This window comes from Microbispora sp. H10670 (assembly GCF_014161385.1).
GTDB lineage: Bacteria > Actinomycetota > Actinomycetes > Streptosporangiales > Streptosporangiaceae > Microbispora > Microbispora triticiradicis.
In genome coordinates, this window is sequence record NZ_JABBWW010000043.1 from 15,994 (window position 1) to 41,537 (window position 25,544).

The 25,544-nt window shown below is 71.8% G+C and carries 22 protein-coding genes and 2 tRNA genes; 16 read left to right on the plus strand and 8 right to left on the minus strand.

The genetic code is table 11. The features are described from left to right. Nucleotides 1-185 precede the first annotated feature (185 nt). Genes HHX33_RS33045 through HHX33_RS33060 form a run of 4 tightly spaced genes read right to left on the minus strand, consistent with a single transcriptional unit; the run spans nucleotide 186 to nucleotide 5,450 of the window. Entirely contained in the window at nucleotides 186-800 is a 615-nt protein-coding gene (locus HHX33_RS33045) for a cadmium resistance transporter (protein ID WP_182878009.1), read from the minus strand. Beyond that, nucleotides 797-3,004, minus strand: coding sequence for a hypothetical protein (locus HHX33_RS33050; protein WP_182878010.1), 2,208 nt, complete (start codon nucleotides 3,002-3,004; stop codon nucleotides 797-799). The genes HHX33_RS33045 and HHX33_RS33050 overlap by 4 nt, the downstream gene beginning before the upstream one ends. Next, nucleotides 3,001-3,990, minus strand: coding sequence for a hypothetical protein (locus HHX33_RS33055; protein ID WP_111698001.1), 990 nt, complete (start codon nucleotides 3,988-3,990; stop codon nucleotides 3,001-3,003). Before HHX33_RS33055 ends, HHX33_RS33050 begins: the two co-directional genes overlap by 4 nt. Nucleotides 3,991-3,998: 8 nt before the next feature. Next, the gene (locus HHX33_RS33060) at nucleotides 3,999-5,450 is read right to left on the minus strand and encodes a hypothetical protein (RefSeq protein WP_182878011.1); all 1,452 of its coding nucleotides are present in this window, start codon (nucleotides 5,448-5,450) and stop codon (nucleotides 3,999-4,001) included. A 243-nt stretch (nucleotides 5,451-5,693) separates the two neighbouring features. Between HHX33_RS33060 and HHX33_RS33065 the strand changes: the two genes are divergently transcribed. From HHX33_RS33065 to HHX33_RS33080, 4 genes are all read left to right on the plus strand, one after another. Continuing rightward, on the plus strand, nucleotides 5,694-7,070 hold the full coding sequence (locus HHX33_RS33065) for a DUF4407 domain-containing protein (protein ID WP_182878012.1): 1,377 nt from the start codon (nucleotides 5,694-5,696) through the stop codon (nucleotides 7,068-7,070). After that, nucleotides 7,060-8,526 (plus strand): serine/threonine-protein kinase, encoded by a 1,467-nt coding sequence (locus HHX33_RS33070; protein WP_182878013.1) that lies wholly within the window; start codon nucleotides 7,060-7,062, stop codon nucleotides 8,524-8,526. The genes HHX33_RS33065 and HHX33_RS33070 overlap by 11 nt, the downstream gene beginning before the upstream one ends. Before the next feature lie 44 nt (nucleotides 8,527-8,570). Next, nucleotides 8,571-9,545 carry a class A beta-lactamase gene (bla, locus tag HHX33_RS33075; RefSeq protein WP_182878014.1) on the plus strand — a complete coding sequence of 325 codons (975 nt, stop codon included), beginning with the start codon at nucleotides 8,571-8,573 and terminating at the stop codon, nucleotides 9,543-9,545. A 95-nt stretch (nucleotides 9,546-9,640) separates the two neighbouring features. After that, on the plus strand, nucleotides 9,641-11,752 hold the full coding sequence (locus HHX33_RS33080) for a transglycosylase domain-containing protein (protein WP_310741624.1): 2,112 nt from the start codon (nucleotides 9,641-9,643) through the stop codon (nucleotides 11,750-11,752). Nucleotides 11,753-11,788: 36 nt separating this feature from the next. On the opposite strand, the gene HHX33_RS33085 is transcribed toward HHX33_RS33080, so the two are convergent. Next, complete coding sequence (locus HHX33_RS33085) at nucleotides 11,789-12,160, minus strand: STAS domain-containing protein (RefSeq protein WP_182878015.1); 372 nt, start codon at nucleotides 12,158-12,160, stop codon at nucleotides 11,789-11,791. Between the two features lie 246 nt (nucleotides 12,161-12,406). Between HHX33_RS33085 and HHX33_RS33090 the strand changes: the two genes are divergently transcribed. Continuing rightward, nucleotides 12,407-12,934, plus strand: a complete 528-nt coding sequence (locus HHX33_RS33090; protein WP_182878016.1) for a C40 family peptidase — start codon at nucleotides 12,407-12,409, stop codon at nucleotides 12,932-12,934. Nucleotides 12,935-12,954: 20 nt separating this feature from the next. Beyond that, entirely contained in the window at nucleotides 12,955-16,296 is a 3,342-nt protein-coding gene (locus HHX33_RS33095) for a BTAD domain-containing putative transcriptional regulator (RefSeq protein WP_182878017.1), read from the plus strand. Here HHX33_RS33095 and HHX33_RS33100 read toward each other — a convergent pair. Next, complete coding sequence (locus tag HHX33_RS33100) at nucleotides 16,232-16,897, minus strand: hemerythrin domain-containing protein (RefSeq protein ID WP_259403122.1); 666 nt, start codon at nucleotides 16,895-16,897, stop codon at nucleotides 16,232-16,234. The two genes, HHX33_RS33095 and HHX33_RS33100, sit on opposite strands and share 65 nt — an antisense overlap. A gap of 122 nt (nucleotides 16,898-17,019) precedes the next feature. On the opposite strand from HHX33_RS33100, the gene HHX33_RS33105 reads away from it, so the two are divergent. The 10 genes from HHX33_RS33105 (at nucleotide 17,020) to HHX33_RS33150 (ending at nucleotide 22,093) form a co-directional block, all read left to right on the plus strand. Continuing rightward, a complete protein-coding gene (locus HHX33_RS33105; protein ID WP_182878018.1) occupies nucleotides 17,020-17,229 on the plus strand; it encodes a transposase in 210 nt (69 codons plus the stop codon). Between the two features lie 59 nt (nucleotides 17,230-17,288). Continuing rightward, complete coding sequence (locus tag HHX33_RS33110; protein ID WP_182878019.1) at nucleotides 17,289-17,711, plus strand: hypothetical protein; 423 nt, start codon at nucleotides 17,289-17,291, stop codon at nucleotides 17,709-17,711. Between the two features lie 98 nt (nucleotides 17,712-17,809). Beyond that, nucleotides 17,810-17,882, plus strand: a tRNA-Thr gene (locus tag HHX33_RS33115). Nucleotides 17,883-18,064: 182 nt separating this feature from the next. Beyond that, a tRNA-Met gene (locus HHX33_RS33120) sits at nucleotides 18,065-18,138 on the plus strand. Between the two features lie 79 nt (nucleotides 18,139-18,217). After that, nucleotides 18,218-18,382, plus strand: a complete 165-nt coding sequence (gene rpmG / locus HHX33_RS33125) for a 50S ribosomal protein L33 (protein WP_036325591.1) — start codon at nucleotides 18,218-18,220, stop codon at nucleotides 18,380-18,382. A 439-nt stretch (nucleotides 18,383-18,821) separates the two neighbouring features. Beyond that, nucleotides 18,822-19,271: a MaoC family dehydratase N-terminal domain-containing protein gene (locus tag HHX33_RS33130; protein WP_182878020.1), complete on the plus strand. Its 450-nt coding sequence runs from the start codon at nucleotides 18,822-18,824 to the stop codon at nucleotides 19,269-19,271. Nucleotides 19,272-19,273: 2 nt separating this feature from the next. Next, complete coding sequence (locus HHX33_RS33135) at nucleotides 19,274-19,702, plus strand: MaoC family dehydratase (RefSeq protein WP_111697368.1); 429 nt, start codon at nucleotides 19,274-19,276, stop codon at nucleotides 19,700-19,702. Nucleotides 19,703-19,771: 69 nt separating this feature from the next. Beyond that, the gene (locus HHX33_RS33140; RefSeq protein ID WP_182878021.1) at nucleotides 19,772-20,173 is read left to right on the plus strand and encodes a hypothetical protein; all 402 of its coding nucleotides are present in this window, start codon (nucleotides 19,772-19,774) and stop codon (nucleotides 20,171-20,173) included. An 88-nt stretch (nucleotides 20,174-20,261) separates the two neighbouring features. Next, entirely contained in the window at nucleotides 20,262-21,323 is a 1,062-nt protein-coding gene (locus HHX33_RS33145) for a UDP-N-acetylmuramate dehydrogenase (RefSeq protein ID WP_182878022.1), read from the plus strand. 200 nt (nucleotides 21,324-21,523) lie between these two features. Continuing rightward, nucleotides 21,524-22,093 (plus strand): TMEM165/GDT1 family protein, encoded by a 570-nt coding sequence (locus HHX33_RS33150; protein ID WP_111697365.1) that lies wholly within the window; start codon nucleotides 21,524-21,526, stop codon nucleotides 22,091-22,093. On the opposite strand, the gene HHX33_RS37565 is transcribed toward HHX33_RS33150, so the two are convergent. Next, entirely contained in the window at nucleotides 22,090-24,984 is a 2,895-nt protein-coding gene (locus tag HHX33_RS37565) for an ATP-binding protein (RefSeq protein WP_310741625.1), read from the minus strand. The two genes, HHX33_RS33150 and HHX33_RS37565, sit on opposite strands and share 4 nt — an antisense overlap. A 109-nt stretch (nucleotides 24,985-25,093) precedes the next feature. Further along, nucleotides 25,094-25,255, minus strand: coding sequence for a hypothetical protein (locus HHX33_RS33160; protein ID WP_165900422.1), 162 nt, complete (start codon nucleotides 25,253-25,255; stop codon nucleotides 25,094-25,096). Nucleotides 25,256-25,544: the final 289 nt, after the last annotated feature.

Here is a 25,544-nt window from a genome sequence, read left to right on the forward strand (position 1 = left end):
CCGCCGCCCACTGGGCGTGGAGGGGCACGGCCCTCCCCATGGGCGACGAGCGAACGGCCACCGAGGGCGGGCGGCCGAACCTGTCAGGGAGTCTAACTTCGGATCGTTTGCCAGGCTAGATCGTTCCATTCCGCGCTTTTTCATGCTTCTATAGACGGCCTTGGCATGCCCCAATTCCCTTTGAATTAGTGGAAATCGGTCAGACGGCCGATTGCGCCGGAATCGAGCACGATCAGCGCGCCTATCACGATGAACACGATCGGGACGAGCCAGTGCCCGAATCGTTCGGCGAACTCGATGATCTTCTTGTGGGAGCCCAGCCAGGACGCCGCCGCGCACCAGACCGCGACCAGGACGGCGAAGACGGCGATGGTGAGCAGGGTGGCCGCCGGACCGATGGAGCGGAACAGGGGAGTGTAGACGGAGACGTTGTCCGCGCCGTTGGCGACGGTGACGCCCGCGACGGAGAGGACTCCCGTGGCCACCGCGGGCGCGGGGTCGTCGTCCCCGCCGGACGACCGCACCGCCGCGACCAGGCCGCGTACGCCGAGGGCGAGCGGCACCAGGCCGAGCAGGCCCACCCACTGGTCCGGCACGACGGCGAGGCCGAGGGCGGCGACGCCCGACACGGCGACGAGCGCCGCGATCCCGGCGTACTGCCCCGTCACGATCTGCCAGGGACGGGGCCGGCCCTGGGCGCGGGCCGACAGGAACAGCACTGTCAGGATGACGACGTCGTCGACGTTGGTGCCCGCGAAGACCGCGAGGGCGGTGCCGAGCGTGGCCGGAACGCCGCTCACACCCGATGCCGCCCGGTCAGCGACCCTTCATAGCGGGAGGACCTTCGGAAGAAGGGAACCATCGCTATCAACCCGGCGACGCCTACGATGGCGCAGACCATCGCGATGACGTCCCAGGAAATCCCCGCCGGTCCGCGCGCGGGTTCCGCGGAGGACGCGAGCGAGGGGGCGGGTGAATAGATCCGGTCCACGAAGGCCTTCGCGTCGGCCTGAGGGTTGTCGGAGGACTTGACGCCCTCCTTGCCCAGACCGTCCATCGCGCGCTTCAGGGCCGGCTGTAGCGCGGAGTCGGCTCCGACGAGGATTCTCCGTTCCGGAAGCAGGTCGACAAGATCATCCGAAGCTTTGTAACCCTGGGCGGCGACGCCATCGGAGACGATGGCGGCTTCCGTATCCCGCTTGATAAGCCGCCTCGTAAGCTCGTCGTCTGGGACACGATTCAGGTGCGATCCGGAATAGTGCTCCTGGATCCGCGCCTCCACGTCCTTGCTGAAGGTCTCACGGACGAGAATCTCTTTAGGGAGGTCTTGCTGCCCATCCCTCATAATCAGGATGTCACGCCTGCCGCTGGGAAAGTCACCCACAGGGGTCAGCCCTGCGGTTTCCATTTCGCCGCGGGTCTCGGGGTCTTCTCCGATCAGTACGTTAGGAGAACCCTGCACCTGGACGTCTGGCTGGTACCCCTCGCGCTTGAGCGCTTCCTTGATGACCTCCATGACGTACGGCTGCTGTGCGGTGTCCTTGATGAGGACGGTCCGTGGCGCCGGTGTAAAGGCCTGCGGACTCGGAGCGTTGCCGTGGCTTAGATACAGCACAGTGCCGGTACCGGTGAGGGCGATGGCGAACACCACGACGCCGATCGTGTAGGCCAGACGATGTTGCCGGGCCCAGGTGCCGAACCGCCGCCACTGCTGCCTGGACGGACCCTCAACTCGCCACCGCTGCGGTCTGGTGAGGCCCTTCAGGAGGCGTCGCACGATCTTCGGCGTGCTGTCGGTCCTCAGCAGGGCCTTGCGTTTGCTCGCCCACATCCATTCCTCGTCCGGCTGGAAGGCCGCCGAGACCAACCGCTCGTACAGGTGGTCGCGGTCCTCCTGGGGCTCGATCACATGCTGGAAGCAGTTGTACGTGTAGAGGGCGTCCGCCAGGGCCGATCTGTCGGACTGGGTCCACAGGACCGCCAGGAGCGCGTCCAAGGCTGGATGAGGGTTCGCGGAGGCGCCGGCGAGCGCGCGCGCGAGCGCGGCGACCGTGGGGCCCCGGTGAGCCACCTCCACCACCCCGTGGTCGCCGCTCGCGGCGGGTGCCGGTGCGGGCGCGGGGACCGGATCCGGTCGCGCGGGAGGTGACTGGAAGGCCGACTGGCGGAGCAGCTCGAAGACCCGGGAGCGGTCGGCGTCGTTGAACGACAGGGGTTCGGTCTGTCCGGCGAGCCACCCGATCAGGTCGGGGTAGTCCACGTCGCGTTTGCGCAATATGCGGTGGTACGTCGCCGAGTGCTTGTCGAGGGGGATGTCCGCGCCCTGGCCCCACTGGACGGCCTGGATGCCCTCCGGGGCGTAGCGGGCGAAGGAGAGCTTGATCCGGTGTTTCGTGGTGCTGCTGGTCCAGGTCGCCGCGCTGAACCTCGTCCGCAGGCCGTACGGCAGCAGCGCCATGACCGTGTCGACGAAGCGCAGCCGCTCGGCCATCGGGACGCCGTCCGCGCCGACGAGACAGACCTGCTGCCCGGAGGCCAGCAGCGCGGCGGCCGCCAGCGCGTCCGCCCCCGGCATGACGTCGCGCGGGTCGAGCGCCGGCACGGCCACGGTCAGCGGCGGCTCCGGAGCCAGTGGGAGCGCGCCGAGGGCCGCGTACAGGGCCCGGTACGACACCGGGTGGCCCTGGAGCTGGTGGTACGGAACGTAGAACCACCGGGTGTAGGCGACCTTGCGGCCCGCGAAGTCACGGTGGTCCGACCAGGTGTGGATCGCCAGCACCACATTGTGGGAGACCTCGTCGTTGTCCTTGGTCGCCGCGGGGGCGATCGTCACCTGGGGCAGCTCGGAGGGCGTGCCTGCGGCGTACCGCGCCCTGAGCTCGTCGAAGACGCCGGCGAGCCGTTCGTTGCTCCACTGCAGCAGGCCGTACTCGTCGTAGCTGCCGTGTTCCTTGCCTTCGAGGGCCCACTCGAAGCCGATCCTCGGCGCGCCGTCCCCGTTCACCGCGGGCTCTCCTTCTCGGCGGCGAGCCGCCGCCCGAGCCACAGCATGGGCTCCACCACGTTGATCGGGTGGATCGGCCCGCGGATGCGCAGGTCGTCGTCCTCGGGAAGCAGGTTCTGGTAGTCGTGCCAGTCGAACGCCTTCGTCTGCGGATGGACGTAGAAGCCGATCGACGAGGTGACGAAGAACCGCACCCGGTCGGGGTGGAAGTAGCGGCCGAGCGCGTTGAGGACCATGTCGGCGTTGCCGTTCGCCGAGAGGTCGCACAACTGCCGGAACAGGTCCCGGGCGTCGTCGTGGGACACGCGGGGGAAGCCGTACGGGTCGTCGGGCTCGGAGGCGAGCAGGTGCATCTTCTCGGCCGTCTCCAGCACGCGCGGATCGTCGAACTTCGTGACGCACACGGCGACGTGGTGGGGGAGCCGGCCGCCGGTGAGCCGGCCGAGGTCCCGCATCCGCTCGGTGAGCCGCTTGAGCGGCGGATGCAGGTGGTCGAAGGCGTCGCCGCGTTCGAACTCGCGGATCGGGTCGAAGAGGAAGACGATGCCGAGGCTCTTCACCAGGTCGTTCAGCATCCGCTCGCGCAGGTCGTCCAGCACGTCCGGGCCGTAGTCGAGCCGCCGGGGGCCAGCGCTGAAGAGGCCGCCGGGCGCGTCGATCATGCCGACGCCGACCTCGAACGGCTCCGGCTTGCCCGGCCTGCGCCACCACCGCCGCCTGTGCCGCTCGCCGGGGCCGTACAACGTCCAGTGGTAGTGCTCCAGGCCCTGGCTCGCCTCGGGGAAGACCTTGCCGGTGGACAGCGCGTTCGTCCGCTCGATCAGGAACTCGGACGACGCGGGGTCCGAGCCGACGATCCTCCAGTCGTCGTCCTTGCGCATCAGGGCGATGTCCAGGGCGGCCAGCAGCGTCGTCTTGCCGCTGCCGGGCGCGCCCCACATGGCGATGTCGTGGGCGGGCCGCCCCGGCTTCGGATCGGGCTGCATGCCGGTGTTCACTCCGTCTCGTCGAGCAGGGGAAACGGGACGTGGACGGCGGCGGGCACGGCGAGCCCGAGGCCGGCGGCCAGTCCCTGGAGGTCGAGGGCGTCGAGATGGGCCAGCGCCTGGGCGCCGAGATGGCGCCAGATCCGGTGCGGCGGGCCGTCCTCGGGCTGGTCGCAGATCGCGCCGAACGCGACCCCGGGCAGTTGTTCCAGGTAGGCGAGCAGCGACCGCCAGTCGTGCCGCTGCGGGCAGGGCAGGACGCCGGACCGGTCCGCCCGTCCCGGATGCGGGCGGCGGTCGCCGATGGTGAGCAGCACGTGCCGGCCCGGTGACGACTGGCTCATGCTCCGGCTGAGCCGGGCCGCCACCGTCGCCAGCATGTCCTCCACCTGCGCGGCGTGCGGGTGGTACGGGTAGCCCTGGGTGACGGCCCCCCGCTCCTCCAGGCCGTCGAGCCCTTTCAGGGCCGCCTCCGCCGTCGCCTGCCAGGTGACGACCTCCACGGGCCGGTCCCGTACGGACCGGTCGAAGGAGTGCGCGCCGTACGCGACGAGGGACACGCGCGGCGCGTCCGCGGGCTCGCCGGACAGGAACGCGATCATCTGACGCGCGCGGCCCAGCCGCTCCTCGACCTTGACGTCCGGGCCGCACACCTCGACCGCGCAGATCAGGTGGGCCGGTCCGGTCCTGGGCGGCAGCCGGTCCGGCACGTCGGCGAGGAGGTCGTCCCAGGTCCGCCCGTCGGCGGCGAGCCCGGGCAGCCCCGCGAACCGCACCCGGCCGGGCCGCACCAGCTCGGCGGTGACGACGTACGGCCCGGGGGCGACCCTGGCGCTGTGCACGGAGAGCAGCCGCGGCTCCCGGCCCTGCCGGGTGACGACGGCCAGGGCCGTGCCGTGCTCACCGCCCGGCTCGCAGCGGACGGTGAGCTCCGTCCGGGTTCCGGCGCGGGCGCCGACCGGGAACAGCAGCTTGCCCGCCAGCTCCAGCCGTCCGCCGGCCCCGGCGGGGCGCATCACCACGAGGTCGTACGACTGGTGCAGCGGATCGCCGACGAGGACGTCCCTGACCAGCCCGGTGATCGGCGCGGCGGTGGAGAACACCTGTGCCGTGCATGCCTCGCGCAGCCACTCCAGTGCCTGCAGGGCCGTCCCGCTCTCGGGGGACGAGCACGCGACGATCACCTCGGAACCGGGCGCGGGCAGGCCGGCGGCGCGCAGCAGGGCCTGCCGGGCGTCCTCGCCCCAGCCGTGCTCCGCCGTCAGCGTGATCCACGGCAGGGGCCACTGGCGGCCGAGCGCGGTGCCGTGCTCGTCCCGGTGGATCTCGAAGGTCGTCATGCCGTCGGCGGCGACCTCCACGACCACGAGCCGGCCGGTGGCGGTGAGCCCCGCGACGGCCCGGGCGAGAGTCTTGCCGAGCAGGTCCTCGCCGGGCACCGGCACGGGATCCCGCGTCATGCCCGGCGCCCCGTCCCCGTCCCCGCGCCTGTCCCCGCGCTTGTCTCCGTCCCCGATGTCATCCCCGGTGTCGTCACCGGCGAGAAGTTCTCGAATGCGCCCACCTTCTGTGATGACATCACGGTAAATTCCCGCGATATCGCGAAACGTGACATAGGAGAACTACGATAGCGGTGTTGCGTGCGTCACGCGATGTTTCCGTGTGTACGGCACAGGCCACAGCTCCAATCTCCCGGGAGAAACATGAGGGACTTTCTGATTGCGTTGTCCGGAGCGAGATCGGAGGTCCTGGAGCGTTGCCCGACCGAGAAGCCCAAGTTCGAGGGCATCGGGGGCGCCGTCCTCACGACGGGCGTCCTCGCCATGGTCTCGATGACGTTCGCCCTGAGCAGCGCGCTGGGGCTCAACGTCGTCCTCGCCGTCCTCGCGGGCCTGGTGTGGGGTCTGATGATCCTCAGCCTCGACCGCTGGCTGGTCAGCACGATGAGGGCGGACGCCCCGCGCCGCTGGCCGCTGGCCGTTCCCCGAATCCTCATGGCGCTGCTTCTCGGTTTCGTCATCTCCACTCCATTGGTCCTGCAGATCTTCAAGTCCGAAATCGACGCGCAGATCGTCGAGATCAAGCAGCGGCGCGCGGACGTATTCGTCGCGCAGCAGCAGCAGGGCGTGACCGGTAAGACCATCGGCCAGCTTCGTCAGGAGGTCGCGAACCTGGAGAAGGTGGTCTCCTCCGGTGGCGACGTCCCCGTCGCCACCGACCAGGACCCGCAGATCGTCGCGCTCACCGCCGACCGGGACAGCGAGCGGAAGCTCGCCGACAAGCACTACACCGAGTGGCAGTGCCAGCTCTACGGAGGGCCGTCCTGCCCGAAGAAGGGCGACGGCCCGCTCGCCCGGGACAGCAAGCGCGCGTACGACAAGAACAAGCGCCGCATCGACCTGCTGAACGGGCAGATCGAGAAGCGCAGGCGGGAGCTGACCGACAACGGCCAGGAGGCCAAGCAGGTGCGCCTCGCCAGCGCGAAGGAGGCGTTGCCGAAGGCGCGGGCCCAGCTCGACGTGGCACTCAAGCGGCAGGGGAACCTGCAGGAGTCCTTCGACGCGGAGAACCTCACCACCAACGGCCTGCTCATCAGGATCCAGGCGCTCAACGAGATCACCGGCAAGGACATGAGCCTCAGCATGACCCGGCTGCTGCTCTTCCTGCTGTTCCTGCTCATCGAGTGCCTGCCGGTCGCGGTGAAGCTGATGCAGCGGCCCGGCAACTACGAGAAGGTGCTCGCGCTCGCCGAGCAGCACGAGTTCCGCACCGCGCGGGGCAGCTTCACCGCCGGGGCCATGACCCGGCCGCCGACCGCGGCGCCCGCCAACGGCGGCACGGACATCTGGGGCATCTGGTCCCGTACGGGGGACACCGGGCCACTTCCGGAGGTTCCCACACCTCGTCCCGACGGCTCGTCGCGAGGGCCGACGGGAACCCGCGCCGAGCCCGTCGCCGACGGTTACGGCTCGGTCGAGGACCAGGAACTGCGCCGCATGCCGGACACCCGCACCCTCCGGTTGTCGCGGCCCGCCCCGGAGCGCTCCGGCGGGGTCGAACTGCTCCCCGATGACGACTGACTCCGACATGACGGTCGGCGGCCCGGCGCGGCCCGGGCAGGTCGTCGTGGGCCGGTACGAGCTGCGGTCCCTGCTGGGGCGGGGTGGCATGGGCGCGGTGTGGCTCGCCTGGGACCAGGCGCTGGAGCGCCTGGTCGCCATGAAGGAGATCCCCCTGTGGCCGTACGGGGAGCGGGCCGAGGTCCAGCGGGAGCGGGCGCTCCGGGAGGCGCGGTCGCTCGCCCAGATCGGGCATCCCTCGATCGTCGTGGTGCACGACGTCTTCGAGGCGGACGGCAGGCCGTGGATCGTCATGGCCCACGTCGAGGGCGTCTCCCTGGAGGACAAGATCAAGGAAGGCGTGCTGGCCGAGAGCGAGGCCGCGGCCGTCGCCCGCGACGTGCTCGGCGGACTGACCGCCGCGCACGCCGCAGGCGTGGTGCACCGGGACGTCAAGCCCGCCAACATCCTGATCAGCAGGGCCGGGCGGGTCGTCCTGGTCGACTTCGGCATCGCCCAGATGTCCGGGACGAGCGGTCTCACGGCGCGGAGCCGCCTGCTCGGCACTCCCGAGTTCATGGCGCCGGAACGGATCAAGGGGGAGGCGGCGAACGCCGCGTCCGACCTGTGGTCGCTCGGCGTCACCCTCTTCTGGGCCGTCGAGGGCCGCTCGCCCTTCCGCCGGGGCAACGAGCACGCGACCATGCTGGCCGTCATCAGCGACGACCCGGCGCCGACACGGCCCGGGCCGATCTCCCGCCTGGTGATCGGGCTGCTGGAGAAGGATCCCGCACGGCGCATGGGAGCGCAGGAGGCCGAAGCCAGGCTGCGCGCGATCCTCGACGGCCCGGCGCCCCGGACCGCTGCGGCACCCGAGCCGTCACGGAAACCCCCGGAGCCGGCGCGGAAACCTCCGGCGCGGCCGCATGGCGACGGCTCGCCGATGGGAGTACCGGCGGGAGCGTCGCAGGGGGCGCCGACGATGGAGACGCTGCGGCGGGCGTCCCCGGTTGTGGGCGCGCGCCTGCTGCTCGCCCAGCCGAGGCAGGTGGCCGCGTCGCTGCTCGACGCCCTGGATCCGGCGACCGCGGGCGCGCTGCTCGACGCCATGGCGGGCGAGCCGCCGGCGGCGGCGACGGTGCTGGCCCTGATGGGGACGGCGAGAGCGGGCCGGGCCCTCGACCACATGGCCGCCGCGAAGGCCGCCGCGGTGCTGCGCGCGATGCCCACGGGCCGTGGCACGCTGGTCATGGCGGGGGTCGCGGACCGGAGCGCCGCCGAGATCCTCACCGCGCTCGGCTCCACCACGACGGCGGTCCGGCTGGTCGAGTCGATGACGACGCGGCGGGCCTGGCGGGTCCTCGACAACGTGCCGCCGGCCGTCATCGCGGCCCTGCTGCGGGCGAGCACCGACGGCCGCGCGGACCGTCTCCTCTCCGGCCTCAGCCCCGCCGTCCGGCGGCAGATCACCGAATGACGACATTGGACACGACTCCATCGCCTCTGGTTGGCTCCTCTGTCATGAGACGGCTGGGCGGGTGGAAAACCGCCACGTCCGCAGTCGCCGCCCTGGCCTGCGCCGCCTGCGGTGCCGACGCGGGCGGCGGCGCGCCCGGTCCGGGCGGGCCTCCCGCCACGAACTCGGCCGGACCCACGGCTCCGGCCCGGGCCTCGGCGGCGCCCGCCCACGGCGAGGCGGCCGTACGGAAGGCGCTGCGCAGGCTGGAGGTCTCCTTCCGGGGCCGCATCGGCGCGTACGCGATCGACATGGCGACCGGGATCACGATCGGCTACCGGGAGGGCGAGCGGTTCCCGCTGGCGTCCACCTTCAAGGCGTTCGCCGCCGGGGCGGTGCTGGCCGGGACCACCGAAGCCGAGCTGACCCGGCAGGTGGTCCGCTGGACGGCCGCAGAGGTGAAGCCGCACTCGCCGCAGACGGGCAGGCACGTGGCCGACGGGATGACGCTCGCCGCGCTGTGCCGGGCGGCGATCGTCCACAGCGACAACACCGCCGGCGACCTGCTGCTGAAGCGGATCGGCGGGCCGCAGGGCCTGACCCGTTACTTCCGTTCGCTCGGCGACCCGGTCTCCCGTCTCGACCGCTGGGAGCCCGAGCTGAACGTGTGGTCGCCCAGGGAGAGGCGCGACACCACCACACCCCTGTCGATCGCCCGCGACCTGCGCGCGCTCACCACCGGCGGCGCGCTCGACGCGGCGGACCGGTCCCGGCTCGTCGGGTGGCTGCGCGGCAACACGACCGGCGACGCGCGCATCCGCGCCGGCCTGCCCCCGAAGTGGATCGTCGGCGACAAGACCGGCACCGGCGGCACGTACGGCACCGCCGGCGACATCGCCGTCGTCTGGCCGGCCGAGGACGCGGCCCCGATCATTCTGGCGATCTACACGAACCGCCTCACCCCCGGCGGCTCCGCGGACGACGAGGTCGTGGCGCGGACCGCCACCATCCTCGTGCGCGGCCTCGGCCTGCTGTCGTAGGACCGCGTCAACAATCCCCTTTACGGCCCCATAACCTTGTCCTTATCGATTCGGGGGACGATCGGGGTCGGGGAGATCGAGTTGGGGATGATCGGGTGAACGCCACGGGAAAGGTGCTGCGTCTGGCGGCCATGGGAGCGGCGGCCGGTGTGCTGGTCGCGGGGATCGCGCTGCCGGCGGTCGGCGGCGCGGGGGTCGGCCTGGTGTCGGCCGTCAAGGACGTCGGCCTCGAACCGCGTGACCTCCCCGAGCCTCCGCTCGCGCAGGTCTCCGTGGTGCAGGACGTCAAGGGCCGCGAGATCGCGCGGTTCTACGAGCAGTACCGCGAGGTCGTCCCGCTCGACGAGATGGCCGACGTCATGAAGACGGCCATCATCTCGATCGAGGACTACCGCTACTACGAGCACGGCCCGATCGACATCGAGGGCACCCTCCGCGCGCTGGCCAGGAACATGCAGGCGGGCGGGGTGGCCCAGGGCGGCTCCTCGATCACCCAGCAGTACGTCAAGCAGGTGCTGCTGAACTCGGCCGACACCGAGGCGGAGAAGAACAAGGCCCTGGAGGCCAGCTACGCCCGCAAGCTCAACGAACTGCGGTACGCGATGGGCGTGGAGAAGAAGTACTCCAAGGACGAGATCCTGGAGAAGTACCTCAACATCGCCTACTTCGGCGCGGGCGCGTACGGCGTCGAGGCGGCGGCCAAGCGGTTCTTCGGGGTCGGCGCGAGCAGGCTGACGCTGCCGCAGGCGGCGACGCTGGCGGGCGCGGTGCAGGACCCCAACGCCACCGACCCCAACCTCGGCAAGACCCACCGCGACCGGCTGCTCAAGCGGCGCAACGTCGTGCTCGACCGGATGGCCGAGCTGGGCAAGATCACCGCAGCCGAGGCGGCCAAGGCCAAGGCCACCAAGCTCGGGTACAAGGGGACGAAGCTGCCCGGCGGCTGCGAGTCCAGCAAATATCCGTACTTCTGCGTCTACGTGCGCAACGAGATCCTCAACAACTCCGACTTCGGCAGGACGGCCAAGGACCGGTTGCGGTTCCTCAACCGGGGCGGCCTGACGATCAGGACCACGATCGACCCCTCGATGCAGGCGGCGGCGGACGCGGCGATCAGGAAGTGGGTCAACCCGTCCGACAACCCGGTGGCCGCCGAGGCGCTGGTGCAGCCCGGCACCGGGGCGATCAGGGCGATGGCCGCGAGCCGGCCGTACGGGACGCGCAAGACGAGGAAGGAGATGTCCTACAACCTGGTCGCGGACGCGGCGCACGGCGGTGGCATCGGCTTCCAGGCGGGTTCGACCTTCAAGACCTTCACGCTGCTCACCGCGTTGAAGCAGGGCATGAAGATCAACGACGGGTTCAGCGTAGGCGCCGGCTACACCGCCCCCGGCGCCTCGGCGTTCAGGAACTGCGCGGGCGGGTCCATCGGCGACCCGGGTCACACGGTCACCAACGACGAGGGGTCGCCCGGGTGGCTGACCCTGCAGACCGGCACCTGGCACTCGGTCAACACGTTCTTCATGGAGCTGGAGCGGCGGGTCGGGCTCTGCGAGGTGGTCAAGACGGCCAAGTCGCTGGGCATCCACCGCTCCGACGGCGGGGCGCTCCAGGAGTTCGAGACGTTCACGCTCGGCATCAACGAGATGGACCCGGTGACGGTCGCCAACGCCTACGCCGCGATCGGCGCGCGCGGAAAGTACTGCGCGCCGATGGCGATCAGCCGGATCACCGACAGCACCGGCAAGACCACGGACTACAAGCCCAAGTGCCGTCAGGCTCTCGACCCCGAGGTGGCGGACGCGGCGGCGCACGTGCTGTCGGGCGTCCTGACCAAGGGCACGATGGCGGCGGTCGGCGGCATCGGCCGCGACGCGGGCGGCAAGACCGGGACCAACGACAACTCCTCCTCCGCCTGGTTCGCCGGCTTCACCCCCGACCTGGCCGGCGCGGTCAGCCTCGGCGACCCGCGCGGCACGTCGAAGTACAAGCTGAACGGCGTGACGATCGGCGGCCGTTACTACGGCGAGGTGTTCGGCGCCAGCGTTCCCGGCCCGATCTGGAAGGACACGATGCTCAAGGCGCTGAGCGGCGTGCCGGCGACGAAGTTCGCTCCGCTCGACCCCTCGTTCGGCGGGTGCGGCCAGAGCTGCCGTCCCGTGGCGCCGCCGGCCGACGACACCCCGGTGGAGATCAGACTGGACTGACGGCTCCGGCCCGGTCACGCCGCTTCCCGGGGAGCATCAGGTCGCCCGGCCGAGGCGGGGGTGGTCGGCGGCGAGGTCGGCCAGCGCGTCGGCGGTGTCGAGCACGCGGAACAGCCGGGTCAGGTTCGTCCAGCGGAGGATCCGCAGCACCTGGCCTCCGGGGGCGATCAGCGCGAGGTCGCCGTCCCGGCCGCGCAGGTTGTGCGCCAGGCGGACCAGCAGCCCGACCCCGGTGGTGTCGATGAACCGCACCTCGCTCAGGTCGAGGGCGAGCCACGGGCCCCTGGCCTCTATCAGGCCGCGCAGGGGCTCGTGGAGATGCCGCACCGCGTGGAGATCCAGCTCTCCGCGCATGCCCAGCACCCACCATCGGGTGGGGGATGGGGTCGGTGCCGTCCACGTCTCCACGGTGGCTCCCTTCGCTCTCCCTGACGCCGGGGACCACTGAAGGAGCCGTGGGGGAGGTCCGGGGCGACCAGGCGAAGCGCTTCGACGGCAGGACGTCGAACGCGTCCTGGCTCACAGAGGTAGGGCTTGGTTGAACATTGGACCACCTTAGCCCTACTCAGAGTAACAATTCCTACCCGGTGAGTCGATCGAGTGGGGTAAAGCTTCCATGGTCAGGAAAGAGACAAGTGGCTATTGTCACGATTCATGGGGGTTGAGCGCGCGCTCAGGCGCCGACTGGTTCTGATCGGGGGAATCGTCGCGCTGGCCGCCGCGGGTTCCGCGCCTCTCAACGAGGAGCTGTCCAGGGCCGTCGCCGTCGCGTACGCCGCCCAGGGCGCTATGCCGTACTCGTGGGGCGGGGGACACGCGACGCGGCCGGGGCCGTCGAAGGGGACCTGCCGGGGGTACAGCGGCTCGGTCATGCCCTGTCCGGCGAGCCGGACGCGCGGCTTCGACTGCTCGGGGTTCACCCGATGGGTGTACGACCTGGCGTTCGGCGGCGACGTGCTCGGCCCCGGCAACACCGACGACCACGTCGGCCGGCTGCGCCGGGTCGACGTGCCGCAACCCGGCGACCTGGTCTTCTACGGCAGGCCCGGCAGAACCCACCACGTCGGGGTGTACGTCGGAGGCGGCAAGATGATCAACGCGTTCGCTACCGGGACGCGCATCCGCATGGACGACGTGTCCGTGCTGGATGACCTGCTCGGTTACTACCACTATCGAGCCTGATGCCTATGCTTGCCCCTGTTATGGTGCGATTGAGGATATTGGGGCGGATAGCGGCGGAGGTCGACGGCCGTCGCGCGGACCTCGGGACGTCGCTCCAGCGCGCCGTGCTGGCCCGGCTGGTCTGCGCGCACGGACACGTGGTGTCGACCGACCGTTTCGTGGACGACCTGTGGAAGGGCCAGCCGCCTCCTCGCGCCCTGGGCGCGTTGCAGGTCTACGTCTCCAACCTGCGCCGCGTGCTGGAGCCGGACCGCCCGCCCCGCGCCGCCGCCCGCGTGCTGGTGACCGCTCCGCCCGGCTACCGCCTCGCGCTGGAGCCGGACGACGTGGACGCCTGGCGCTTCCCCCGGCTGGTCGAGGCCGCCTCCGGCCTCCTCGCCGAGGGCGCGCCCGCCCGGGCGCTCGACCTCGTCAACGAGGCCCTGGCGCTGTGGACCGGCCCGGCGTACGCCGAGTTCGGCGACGAGGAGTGGGCCGTGCCCGAGGTGGGCCACCTGAACGAACTGCGGGTGGTCGCCTCCGAGTACCGCGCCGAGGCGGCGCTCGCGCTGGGCCGCCACGCCGAGATCGTCCCCGAGCTGGAACGCCACCTCACCGAGCACCCCCTGCGCGAGAACGCCGTACGGCTGCTCGCGCTGGCCTACTACCGGGGCGGCCGGCAGGGGGAGGCGCTCGCGGCCCTGCGCCGCACCCGCGCCCTGCTCGCCGACCAGCTCGGCGTCGACCCCGGGCCCGCGCTGCGCACCCTGGAGGCGGACATCCTCGCGCAGGCCGAGTCGCTCGACCCGGCCCCCGTGATCGGGCCGCCCGTACGGGAGACGCGGGCCGAGCCCGCCCCGGCCGACTTCCGGATGGTCGGCCGTACGGCGGAGCTGTCCCGGCTGGTCTCCGCGGCCGGGCAGGCGCGGGACGGCTTCCGCATCGCCTGGCTCGGCGGCGAGGCGGGCTCGGGCAAGAGCACGCTCGCCGGCGCGCTGGTGCGGCGGTTGGCGGGGGACGGCTGGCAGACCGTGGTCGGCCGCTGCCCGGAGACGACAGGTGGCGTGCCGCCCGCCTGGGCGTGGAGCGAGGTGCTGCGCGACCTTTCCGCCACCCGCCCGCCGGAGCCCGGGACGGCGGCCAGGCTCGCGCCGCTGCTGACCGACGACGCCGCGCCCGTGGGCCAGTTCTGGCTGGCGCGGGCGGCCGGCGACTACCTGGAGGGCGTGCCGGGTCCACTGCTGATCGTGCTGGAGGACGTGCACCGCGCCGACGAGGAGACCCTCCAGCTGCTGCGTCATCTCGCCGGCCGCCTGGCGCGCACGCCGGTCCTCGTCCTGCTGACGCACCGGCCGGCGGAGGCGGGCGACGACCTCACGGCCACCGCCGCCGCGCTCGCCGTCCAGGCTGTGGAGAACATCACCCTGGGCGGCCTCGGGGAGCCGGAGGTGGAGCGCCTGCTCACGGAGCGCTCCGGCACGGAGGTGGACGAGACGCTGGTCCGCACGGTCACCGAGCGGACCGGCGGTAACCCCCTGTTCGTGGCCGAGACGGCCCGGCTGCTCGCGGTCGACGGCCCGGCCGCGGCCCACGCGCTGCCGCCGGGCGTCCGCGACCTGATCCGCCGTCGTCTCGCCCGGCTGCCCGCCACGGCGCAGACGACGCTCCGCACCGCCGCCGTCCTCGGCCGGGAGGCCGACGCGGACGTGCTCGTCGCGATGCCGGGGGCCGACGAGGAGACCGTGCTCGACGGCCTGGAGGCGGGCGTGCTGTCCGGCCTGCTGGAGGAGCCGCGTCCCGGCCACGTCCGTTTCGCCCACGTGCTCGTCCGCGAGACGCTGTACGAGGACATCCCCCGGCTGCGCCGTACGCGCATCCACGGCAGGGTCCTCGCCGCGCTGGAACGCGTGCGGCCCGGCGACGTCGGCGCGCTCGGGCACCACGCGCTCGCCGCCGCGACCACCGCGACCGCCCTCACGGCGGCCGGGTACGCGGCGCGCGCCGCCCACCAGGCCTGGTCGGTCTACCACGCGCACGGAGAGGCGGCGACGCTGCTGCAGGGCGCCCTGGACGCTCTCGACCTGCTGACCCAGGGGACCGGCGAGCCGCCCCGGGACGTCCGCCTCGGCCTGCTGTGCGACCTGGTGTCCGCGCAGGCGCACGCGGGCGACGTGATCACCGCGCTGCGGAACCGGGAGAAGGCCCTGGCGCTGGCCCAGGAGATGGGCGACCGGGCGGCGGTCGCCCGCGCGGTCACGTCGTTCGACGCGCCGGTCATCTGGACCATCCAGCCCGACCGCGCGTACGACCCCCGGCTCGTCGGGGCGATCGAGGGCTCGATGCCGGCGGAGGCGGGGGAACTGCGCTGCCGCATGCTCGTCGCCCTCTGCCACGCGCTCGAAGGACACGATGCGGAGCGCGTCGAGACGGCGAGCGCCGAGGCGCTGGCGATCGCGGACGCACTCGGCGATCCCCGGCTGCGCTGCATGGCGCTCAACGCCCGCTACTGGGCCTGCCTCGCGCCGGACCGGCGGGCGGAGCTGGAGACGCTCGGTCACGACCTGCTGACCGCGTCCGCCGACGCGGGACTGCTCGGCTACCAGACGCTCGGCCACTTCGCGCTGCTCATGGTCGCGCTCGCCCGCAACGACTGGGCGTCGGCGCGCGAGCACGCCGACAGGGGCGCCGCGCTGTCGACGACCGGCCAGCTCGGCCTGGCCCTCGGCATCCTCGCCTTCCTCGACGCCCTGCGCCTGCTGGTGACGGGCGACTTCGAGCGGGCCGGCCGCGCGTACGGCGAGCTCGGCGAACGGCTGGCCCGCACCGGCGACGCGAACGGCGCGATGGTGGGGATGGTCGGCCGCTTCGTGGTCGCGCTGGCGTCAGGGCGCCTCGCCGGGATGGTGGAGGAGCTCACCGTCCTCTGGGAGCGCCTGCGCGAGGACAGCATGGAGATGTACACCCGGGTGCTCGTCGGCGCCGGCCGTCTCGACGAGGCCCGCGCCGTGTGGCTGCCCGGCCACCGGCCCCGGCGCGACTACTACTGGCTGCTGCTGATGTCCATGCGGTCGGACAACGCGGCGGCGCTGGGCGACCGGGAGGTGGCCGCCGAGTGCTATGAGCTGCTGCTGCCGTACGACGGCGAGCTGGCCGGCCTGCACTCGGGGTCGGTCACGGCCGGGCCGGTGGCCCACACGCTGGGCGACCTCGCCGTGTTCCTGGGCCGGCCCGGCGACGCGGACGCGCACTACCGGCGGGCCGCCGAGGTGGCCCGGCAGGCCGGCTCCCCGCACTGGGAGGAGGCCGCCCGCCGGGCGCTCACGCCGCGCCGAACACGAGACGCTCGCGGCGACGGTGGCCGGGACGCAGCAGCGCCAGCATGACGACCAGGACGGGCCCGGCCAGTTTGCGCAGCTCGGCCAGCTCCGCCGGCCGCGCGTGCCGCTCGATGCGGGGCAGCTCGAACCGCGGGTCCCCGCCCTTACGGACGTGCTTCTCCAGCTCCTCCCAGTCCTTCGCGGTGACGTGCCGCATGATGACCGGGAAGAGCTGCCGCTCCTCCTCCACGATGTGCTCGTCCAGCAGGTCGGCCAGACGGCGCATCGGCTTGGCCAGCTCCGCCGGGTCGCCCGCGACGGACCGGATCTCCTCCAGCAGCGGATCGAGCTCGGAGTGGTCCTCGCTCAGCTCGCTCAGGTCCACCTCGGCGCCCGCCGAACGGACGAGCAGGGGCCACAGGTGGTCGTCCTCCGCCTTGTGGTGGTGATGGATGCCCTGGCACAGCTTGACCACGTAGTCCCTGATCGCTGCCGCGCGCTCGGGGCCGCACGGCTGCCGGCCCGCGGCGATCTCGCCGGTGACGTCGGCGAGGCGCCGGGAGTCGGCCCGCATCGCGCGGTGGGTGATGCGGAAGCCGAGCAGGTTGGGGGCGGGCAGGTTGGCGGGGTGCGGGACGGGGGCGTCGGACATCGGGATGCCTCTCATGAGCGGGGTGGTCGGGCACGCTCACTGTGCGCCCCGGTGCTTGGGGTCCATTAGGTCCTTACTTAAACCCGTTCTTATGGGACGGGAGAGAACGGTGGGAAGAACCGATAGCTTGTTCCCCTATGGACAGGCGATGGGTGGGTCCCGACGGGTACGAGATCGTTCCGGCGTACCCCCGCGACCGCCAGGTGCTCCGCGTGCTGCGGCACGGACGGCTGGTCGCCGACTGCCTGTCGGTCGAGGAGGTCGCCCGGTTCGTCGACCTCGCCGACCTGTGCGAGGTGATCGCCCTGCCGGAGCGGGCCGGCGACGCCCGTACGGCCGTCAGGTAGGCGGGCCGCAGGCGTAACCCGCGCCGACCCTGGGCACTCAGAGTGCCGAGGGGGTATCGATGCGCCTGGCCACCACTGTCACCAAGCTCGCGGTCGCGGTCCTCGGCGCGGGGGTCTCCGGCTGCGGCGCGTCGCAGGCCGGCCCGGTCGCGGAGACACCGGTGTACGTGCTCAACCTGCAGGGCTCGGAGCAGGGGCGGCCCGACCAGCGGCCGGCCATCCTGGTCCTTTCCGAGTTCACCACGATCAGCGAGGTCACCTGGCACTCCTGGGGGCCGACCCGGGCCGTCGGCGTGGGCAGGCTCAGCGGCACCTGGTGCCTGCCCGCCTGCGAGAACGCGCCGTACGAGGCCAAGGTGACGCTGAGCAACGTGACCCCCGTCCGGGGGAAGGGCTACTTCAGCAGGTACGCCGTCGCGGCCGAGGTGCCGCCCCGCCAGCGGCCCGCGGCCGATCTCTCCGGCATGCTGCCGACACCGTGAGCCGGCACCGTGAGCGTGGCGGTATTCGAGTTCGCATCGGTCAGCGTGGCCGTGTATGGTTACACCTGTCCGCGAGGCGCGAGAGCGCAGCCGGGCCCGCCCCTATAGCTCAGTCGGCAGAGCGTCTCCATGGTAAGGAGAAGGTCAACGGTTCGATTCCGTTTGGGGGCTCTGGCCGGAAAGTCCTATCTGAGCATTGTTCCTGTGGGAGCGCTGCCGGGTGGGGCTTTCGGCTTGGTGGGGGTGCCTCTTCCCCACCGGCTGACCGATCCCGATCGCGGCTGATCCCGATGCGCGAAGAGCCGTACGGGTCGGGTATCCTTGCGTGGCCGGATGCAGTTTCTCCGGCCCGAGGCGGAGTAGCTCAGTCAGGCAGAGCAAGCGGCTCATAATCGCTGTGTCGCCGGTTCAAGTCCGGCCTCCGCTACTACCCTGCCGGGTCACCTCACGAAGGCGGCCCCGGCCTGGGTTGTCCAGTAGTCCCAAACGCAGAAAGGCACTCCCACGTGGCTGCCACAGACGTTAGGCCGAAGATCACGCTGGCCTGCCAGGAGTGCAAGCACCGCAACTACATCACGCGGAAGAACCGGCGCAACGACCCGGATCGGCTTGAGCTGAAGAAGTACTGCCCCAACTGCAAGACGCACCGGGCGCACCGCGAGACCCGCTGAGTCTTCAAGTCGTGTCTGATAAATCAAGCCCTGCTACGCGTGGCCCAGGCGGCGCCTCGCTGCGTTGTCGTCGTCGCCGATAACGCTGTTATCGGCTCCTCCTCCGCCTTGCGATGCATCCACCTGGATCCCCGCTCGCGACGGGCAGCATTTATCAGACACTCCTCAGCGCGGTCCGGCGCGCGTGGTTCCGCGCCGCGAACGCGGCGGTCGGCTTACGGCGGTCGGCTTACACGGCCTGACCTCGACACAGCACGACCTCGATCACGTATGACCGGCGTCTCCGTCGCGGAGGCGCCGGTTTTCGTGTCGGTGCTTCCACCGGTGCTTCTGGGTCGGATGCTCTGGGCCGGATCTTCCGCGGTGCGGCGGTGACGGCCGGCCGGATCGGGTGTTGCTAGCGTACGGTCACCCGCTCATCCCCTAAGGAGCACGGCCGATGCCTCTGAATCGCGACTTCGTCGGGCGGACGTACCAGGCGTCCGCGCCCTACGAGGTCAGCCGCGTCAAGATCAGCGAGTTCGCCACCGCGATCGGCGACGGCAACCCGATCTACCACGACCGGCAGGCCGCCGTGGCGGCCGGGCACCCGGACGTCGTGGCGCCGCCGACCTTCCCGATCGTGTTCAGCCTCCTCGGCACCGGTGACGCGCTCACCGACCCCGACCTGGGGCTCGACTTCTCCATGGTCGTGCACGGCGAGCAGCGGTTCGAGTACGAGCGGCCCATCCAGGCGGGCGACGAGCTCGTGTGCAGCTCCACCATCGCGGAGATCCGCAGCGTCGGCCGCAACGAGTTCCTGACCGTGCGCAGCGACGTGCACACCACCTCCGGCGAGCTGGTCTGCCGGACCTACAACATCATCGTGGAGCGCGGAGGGGCGGCCTGATCATGGCGGCGACGGTCAAGTACGACGACGTGGAGACCGGCCAGGAGATCCCGGCCGCCGAGTACCGGGTCCGCCGGGTCGACCTGGTGCGCTACGCCGGGGCATCGGGCGACTTCAACCCCATCCACTGGAACGAGCGTCACGCGAAGGCGGTCGGCCTGCCCGACGTCATCGCGCACGGCATGTACACGATGGCGCAGGGCGGCCGGTTCGTCACCGACTGGGCGGGCGACCCCGGCGCGGTGGTCGAGTACGGGGTCCGTTTCTCGTCCATGGTCGTGGTGCCCGACGACGACAACGGCGCGACGATCACGATCAGCGGGATCGTGGAGGAGAAGCGCGAGGACAAGCGCGTCGTGGTCACGCTCACGGCGAGGTCCGGCGATTCCCGGGTCCTCTCCAAGGCCCGCGCGGTGGTCCAGCTCACCTGACCGGCCCCGGTCGGCCGCGATGAGCCATGAGGGTGCTTGGCGGCGCCGGTGCTGGGTAGCGGTCGGATCGTGAGCGAGCGAGACACTTCAGAGACCGAGGGCGTCGTCAACGAGCCGGTCACGACCCAGCGGGAGCAGGGCGACACCGCCGGCGTGGCGACGCAGACGCAGGACCCGGGCAAGGCCGGGGACGCCCAGGGCGGTGGGCTGCCGGCACCCCGCGCGGGGAACGCGCGGGAGGCCGCGCGGGCGGCGGGCCACGAGGAGATCACCGAGGTCAAGCGCGACGTCGCCCCCGGCGGGACGATCGAGACGGCGCTGACCCCGTCGGGCGAGGCGTCGATGGTCGCCTCCCAGCTTCTGTGGGACGGCAGTTCGGCCACCTCCCGGATCGACCAGGCGATCGCCGAGACCGGCGTCGACACCGGCACCGACTCACCTCCCGACCAGGAAGCCCCTCACACTCCGTGAGGGCGGGCGGGGGCGGGGTGGCTATCCTGTTCCTCTACACGGCCCCGGGTGCCTCTACCCGGCCTGGGGGGACGCGCTGAGGAGACGAATGGCTGACCGGCTGGCAGGGGTGGCCCTCGCCCGCTACACCACCCTGCGTACGGGCGGCCCCGCCCGGGCGTTCGCGGAGGCGGACACCACCGCTGACCTGGTCGGGTTGGTGGCCGAGGCCGACCGTGACAGGGAGCCCGTGCTGGTGCTCGGCGGCGGCAGCAACCTGCTCGTCTCCGACGAGGGGTTCGGCGGGCTGGTGGTCCGCGTCGTCACCCGGGGCGTCGAGGCGGTGCCGTCCGGGGACGGGCGCGTGCTCGTCACGGCGCAGGCGGGGGAGGACTGGGACGCCCTGGTCGCCCGGTGCGTCGCCGAAGGCCTGTCGGGGATCGAGTGCCTGTCGGGGATTCCCGGCCTGGTGGGCTCCACCCCGATCCAGAACGTCGGGGCGTACGGGCAGGACGTCTCGCAGACCGTCACCGGCGTCCGCGTGTACGACCGCGGGACCGGCGAGGTGGCCGACCTCACGGCGGCGGAGTGCGGTTTCGCCTACCGGCACAGCGCCTTCAAGCACGACCCCGAACGGCACGTGGTGCTCGCGGTCACCTACGCCCTGGAGCGGTCGGCCCTGTCGGGGCCCGTGGCGTACCGGGAACTGGCCGCGCGGCTCGGGGTGGAGATCGGCGAGCGGGTGCCGCTGACCGAGGCACGGGAGGCGGTGCTGGAGCTACGGCGCGGCAAGGGGATGGTGCTCGATCCCGACGACCCCGACACGCGCAGCGCGGGGTCCTTCTTCACCAACCCCGTGCTCGGCCCGGACGAGGCGGCGGCCCTGGAGCTTCGCGCCCCCGGTCATCCGCGCTGGGACATGCCGGACGGCTCGGTGAAGATCCCGGCGGCGTGGCTGATCGAGAACGCCGGGTTCCCCAAGGGGTACGAGAAGGGCCGGGCCCGCATCTCCACGAAGCACACGCTGGCCCTGACCAACCCCACCGGTGAGGCGGGCGCGGCCGAACTGCTCGCGCTGGCCCGTGAGGTGCGCGACGGCGTGCACGAGAAGTTCGGTGTGTGGCTCGTCAACGAACCCGTGCTGGTGGGAGCAAGTCTTCAGCTCAGTTAAACTGGGACAACACCGAAGGGGAGTAGTCCGAAATCCACTGATCGACACACTGGCGGTTCGCCCGCCCGGTCGTGGAGCCCCCGTGGCGGACGAGACCTTCGGCCCGACAGTCATGACCACATGCTGCCGGGCCGAAGTCGTGCCCGCTCCCCGGGTGTCGTACGGCGGCCCGGTCGCATCTCCCCTCGGAAGGCGACCCCGTGCAAGCCCTCTGGATCTCCCTCGTCGTCATCTTCGTGGCCGAGCTCGGCGACAAGAGCCAGCTCATGGCCCTGACCTTCGCCACCCGGTTCAGGACGCTCCCGGTGCTGGCCGGCATCACCGTCGCGACCGCGCTCGTGCACCTCGGCAGCGTCGCCCTCGGCAGGGTCGTCGGCGACGCACTCCCCACCACCGCGATCTCGATCGTCGCGGGTCTCGCGTTCCTCGGCTTCGCGCTGTGGACGCTGCGCGGCGACGAGCTCAGCGAGGAGGAGGAGGGCAAGGCGGCCAAGACGACCCGCAACGCGTTCATCGCCGTCGGCGTGGCGTTCTTCCTCAGCGAGCTGGGCGACAAGACGATGCTCGCCACCATCACGCTGGCCACCCAGCACGGCTGGTTCGGCACCTGGATCGGCTCCACCATCGGCATGGTCGCGGCCGACGCGCTGGCGATCCTCGTCGGGCGCTTCCTCGGCAGCCGCCTGCCGGAAAAGTGGATCAAGTACGGCGCCGCCGCCGCGTTCGCCGTCTTCGGCGTGCTGCTGCTGATCGAGCCCTTGTTCGGCTAGTCGAGAAGAGACAGGCGGTGGGCCGCGGCGGCGGCCTCACCCCGGGTCGACACGCCCAGCTTCGGCAGGATGTTCGACACGTGGACGCTGACGGTCTTGGCCGAGATGAACAGCTCGGCCGCGATGTCGCGGTTGCTCCGCCCGGCCGCCACCAGGCGGAGCACCTCCAGCTCACGGGGGGTCAGGTCGGCCTGCCGTCCGGACCTGGCCGGCGAAGCGTCGGACGGCGCGGCGTCGGGCAGCGAGGTCCTGGACAGCGGGGCACCGACGCGGCGGGCCAGTGTCTCGATCTGGGTGACCAGCGGGGTCGCGCGGAGCGCGGTGGCGAGCGGGCAGGCCTCGTGCAGCCGCGCGGAGGCCCCGTCGCGGTCGCCGCGCGCGGCGGCGTCCACCGCCGCGAGCAGCAGCGCCTTGGCCTGGACGTAGGGGCGGCCCAGCCGCCGCCACGCCTCGGCCGCCGTGTCGAACTCTCCCCGGTAGACCAGGCCGAAGGCCTCGTTCACCGGTCCGTCGCCCAGGTTCTCCGCGAGGCGGTCGCCGTGCGCCCGCACCTTCGCGACCCGCTCGGGCGCGACCGGCGCCGCGGCGTCGCAGACGTACCGGATCGAGGCCAGCAGCCGCCCGGCCAGCATCGCCTTGCGTGACAGCGGCGGGTTGTCGAGCGCGGCCTCCAGCAGGTCCAGCGCCTTGAGCGGCTCGCCGCGCAGCAGGTGGAAGGCGAGCGCCAGGCGGGTGTTCTGCGTCCACTCCTGCGTCTGCTCCTCACGGCGCGGGGAGAAGGCGCCGACCTCGGAGAGGATGTCCTGCGCCAGGTCCTCCTCGCCCCGGCTGATCGCGATGTCCGCCCGGACGCGCAGCATGTGCCAGCGGGTGCGCATGGTGGGGCCCATGGTCATGGCCCGGTCGATGACCTCGATGGCCTCGTCCCACCGGCCGAGCGACTCCAGCGCCTCCGCCCGGTTGTTGGCGATGAACACCCCCTGGTGGCGGAACCTGCCGTACCGGCGGGCGAGCTTCTCGCCCTCCAGGGCGAGCAGCACCGCCTCCTCCGAGCGGCCGAGGTTGTCCAGGGCGTCGACGTTGTTGCCCAGGGCGCGCAGGATGATCCGCGGCGAGTCCAGGCGGGTGCCCATCGCCAGCGCCCGCTCGTTGAGCGCGAACGTGGTCTGCAGGTCGCCGTTGATGGAGTGGCCGAGCGCGAGGTTGATCAGCAGGTCGGCCTCCTGGACCTCGTGCCCCTTCTCGCGGGCCGTGCGCAGCGCCTCCTGCGTGACCGCCGTGCCCTCGACGACCTGGTCGGAGCACATCAGCATCGTGCCGAGCCGGGTCAGCACGAGCGTGCGGGTGTCCCCGGGCAGCGGGACCAGGCCCTCGGCGCGGCGCAGGTCGTCCAGGCTGCCGGGCTTGGCCTTCTGCGACTTCACGTTCGCCATGCGGACCAGCAGCTCGGCCACCCGCTCCGGGGCGGTCCGCTCGTCCAGCTCGGCGAGCGCGCCGCGCACGTACTTGAGGCTCTGCTCCATGTCACCGCTGACGTACGCCGCCTCGGAGGCCCGTTCGAGCACCGTGCAGTGGTCCTGGCCGATGCGGCCGGCGGCGCCGGGCACCTTGTCCCACAGCGTCAGCACGCGTTCGAGCAGCTGGATCTGCTCGGTGTAGGCGAACGACTTGGCCGCCTTCTCCGCCGCCTCCCAGGCGGAGACCAGCGCCCACTCGTCGTCGCGGGCGGAGTACCAGTGGTGGGCGATCTCGATGGCCGCCCGCCCCGGAGGAACCAGCGTGCGGTCGCGGTCGATCTCCTCGGCGTACCGCGCGTGCATGCGGGCGTGCTCGCCCGGCAGCAGCTCGTCGTGCACCGCCTCGCGGATCAGGGCGTGCCGGAAGGCGTACGCCCCGCCGTCGGCGACCTGCAGCACGTTCGCGGCGATGGCCGGGCGCAGCGCGTCCTCCAGGTCCACGTCCGACAGCCCGCTCACCGCCGCGAGCAGGGCGTGCCCCACCCGTACGCCCCCGGCGGCGGCGACGCGGAGCACCCGCTGGGTCTCCTCGGGCAGGCGTTCCACCGACCCGATGATGAGGTCGTGCAGCGAGTCGGGGAACGAGCACTCCTCGCCGCAGTCGAGCAGCGCCTCCACGAACAGCGGGATGCCGCCGCTGCGCTCGAAGACCCGGTCGACCCTGGCGAACTCGGGGGTGACGCCGAGGATCCCGGCCATCTGCGCGGCGACCTCGTCCTGGGTGAAGCGCGGCAGGTCCAGCCGCACCACCCCGTCGACCCGGCCGAGCTCGGCCAGCACGGGCCGCAGGGGATGGGTGCGGTGCAGCTCGTCCGACCGGTACGTCATGACCATCAGGACGGGGGCCGTCCTCAGGTTGCGGCTGAGGAAGGCGATGAGGTCGCGGCTGGAGCGGTCGGCCCAGTGCACGTCCTCGATGATGAGGACGACCGGCCGCCGCTCGGAGAGCCGTTCCAGCAGCGTGAGGATCAGCTCGAACAGCCGGGCGCGGGCCGACTCCGTCTCCCCGTCGCCGGTCGGCTCGCCGAACTCGGGCAGCAGCCTGGCCAGGTCCCGGCCGGCGCCGTCCGGCAGCAGCGCGGTGACCTCGGCGACCCCGGCCTCCCTGACCAGCTGGCGCAGCGCGGCGGTGAACGGGGCGTACGCGAGACCCTCGGCGGACAGCTCCACGCAGCCCCCGACGAGCACGTGGGCGCCGTCCTGTGCGGCCTCCTCCGCGAACCGGCCGGCGAGGCGGGTCTTCCCCACCCCTGCCTCGCCGCCGATCAGCACCGCCGCGGTGGCCTGCTTGCGGGCCTGGTCGTAGGCCTCGGCGAGGGTCTCCAGCTCCGCGTCCCGCCCGACGAAGACGGGGCTTACCGCCCGGCGTGTCATGTCGTAAAGCATGTCATGACCCTTTGTCTGGCTTCGCCTGCTTTTTCGCCCTACGGGGGCTGGCAAGCCCGGCCGGGAGGGAGGGTCCGGCCGGGCCTTCGTACGCGGGTCACGAGCTGCGGAGCTTGCCGAACGTCCCGCGCAGCCGGCGGGAGCGCTGCTGCGCCTTGAGGCTGGCCAGCGCCTGGCGGGCGCGCCGGTGTGACGCGGCCTCCTCCTGGAGCTCGGCGGCCCGGTTGATCATGATCTGGTAGTGCAGTTCCGGCCCCATCGCGGTTCTCCTAGTTCGAGGCTTCTTTCCCGTACACATCAAGGTTCGTTCTAAGACGCCCCCCGCCACATCGGGCGGATGCCCTATCTCTTGGCCGCCCTGTGTGCGACCGGTGGCCTACGCCGTCTAAGGCGGGTAAGGCGATGCCTTAGGAACACCCGGGTGAACCACTCCGACTTTCGTGGAGGCCCTGAAGCCAGCATCATCTGCTGGCGGAAGGGAGAATCACGTCACGATGCCAGCCCCGAGGAAGTACCCCCAAGAGCTTCGCGAGCGCGCGGTGCGCATG

What these genes read in the sequence shown, in the direction of transcription:
- HHX33_RS33055 (WP_111698001.1), bottom strand. Translation starts at nt 3,990, where the DNA reads ATGCAGCCCGATCCGAAGCCGGGGCGGCCCGCCCACGACATCGCCATG.
- HHX33_RS33060 (WP_182878011.1), bottom strand. Translation starts at nt 5,450, where the DNA reads ATGACGCGGGATCCCGTGCCGGTGCCCGGCGAGGACCTGCTCGGCAAG.
- HHX33_RS33065 (WP_182878012.1), top strand. Translation starts at nt 5,694, where the DNA reads ATGAGGGACTTTCTGATTGCGTTGTCCGGAGCGAGATCGGAGGTCCTG.
- HHX33_RS33070 (WP_182878013.1), top strand. Translation starts at nt 7,060, where the DNA reads ATGACGACTGACTCCGACATGACGGTCGGCGGCCCGGCGCGGCCCGGG.
- bla (WP_182878014.1), top strand. Translation starts at nt 8,571, where the DNA reads ATGAGACGGCTGGGCGGGTGGAAAACCGCCACGTCCGCAGTCGCCGCC.
- HHX33_RS33090 (WP_182878016.1), top strand. Translation starts at nt 12,407, where the DNA reads ATGGGGGTTGAGCGCGCGCTCAGGCGCCGACTGGTTCTGATCGGGGGA.
- HHX33_RS33095 (WP_182878017.1), top strand. Translation starts at nt 12,955, where the DNA reads ATGGTGCGATTGAGGATATTGGGGCGGATAGCGGCGGAGGTCGACGGC.
- HHX33_RS33100 (WP_259403122.1), bottom strand. Translation starts at nt 16,897, where the DNA reads ATGAGAGGCATCCCGATGTCCGACGCCCCCGTCCCGCACCCCGCCAAC.
- HHX33_RS33105 (WP_182878018.1), top strand. Translation starts at nt 17,020, where the DNA reads ATGGACAGGCGATGGGTGGGTCCCGACGGGTACGAGATCGTTCCGGCG.
- HHX33_RS33110 (WP_182878019.1), top strand. Translation starts at nt 17,289, where the DNA reads ATGCGCCTGGCCACCACTGTCACCAAGCTCGCGGTCGCGGTCCTCGGC.
- HHX33_RS33130 (WP_182878020.1), top strand. Translation starts at nt 18,822, where the DNA reads ATGCCTCTGAATCGCGACTTCGTCGGGCGGACGTACCAGGCGTCCGCG.
- HHX33_RS33135 (WP_111697368.1), top strand. Translation starts at nt 19,274, where the DNA reads ATGGCGGCGACGGTCAAGTACGACGACGTGGAGACCGGCCAGGAGATC.
- HHX33_RS33145 (WP_182878022.1), top strand. Translation starts at nt 20,262, where the DNA reads ATGGCTGACCGGCTGGCAGGGGTGGCCCTCGCCCGCTACACCACCCTG.
- HHX33_RS37565 (WP_310741625.1), bottom strand. Translation starts at nt 24,984, where the DNA reads ATGACACGCCGGGCGGTAAGCCCCGTCTTCGTCGGGCGGGACGCGGAG.
- HHX33_RS33160 (WP_165900422.1), bottom strand. Translation starts at nt 25,255, where the DNA reads ATGGGGCCGGAACTGCACTACCAGATCATGATCAACCGGGCCGCCGAG.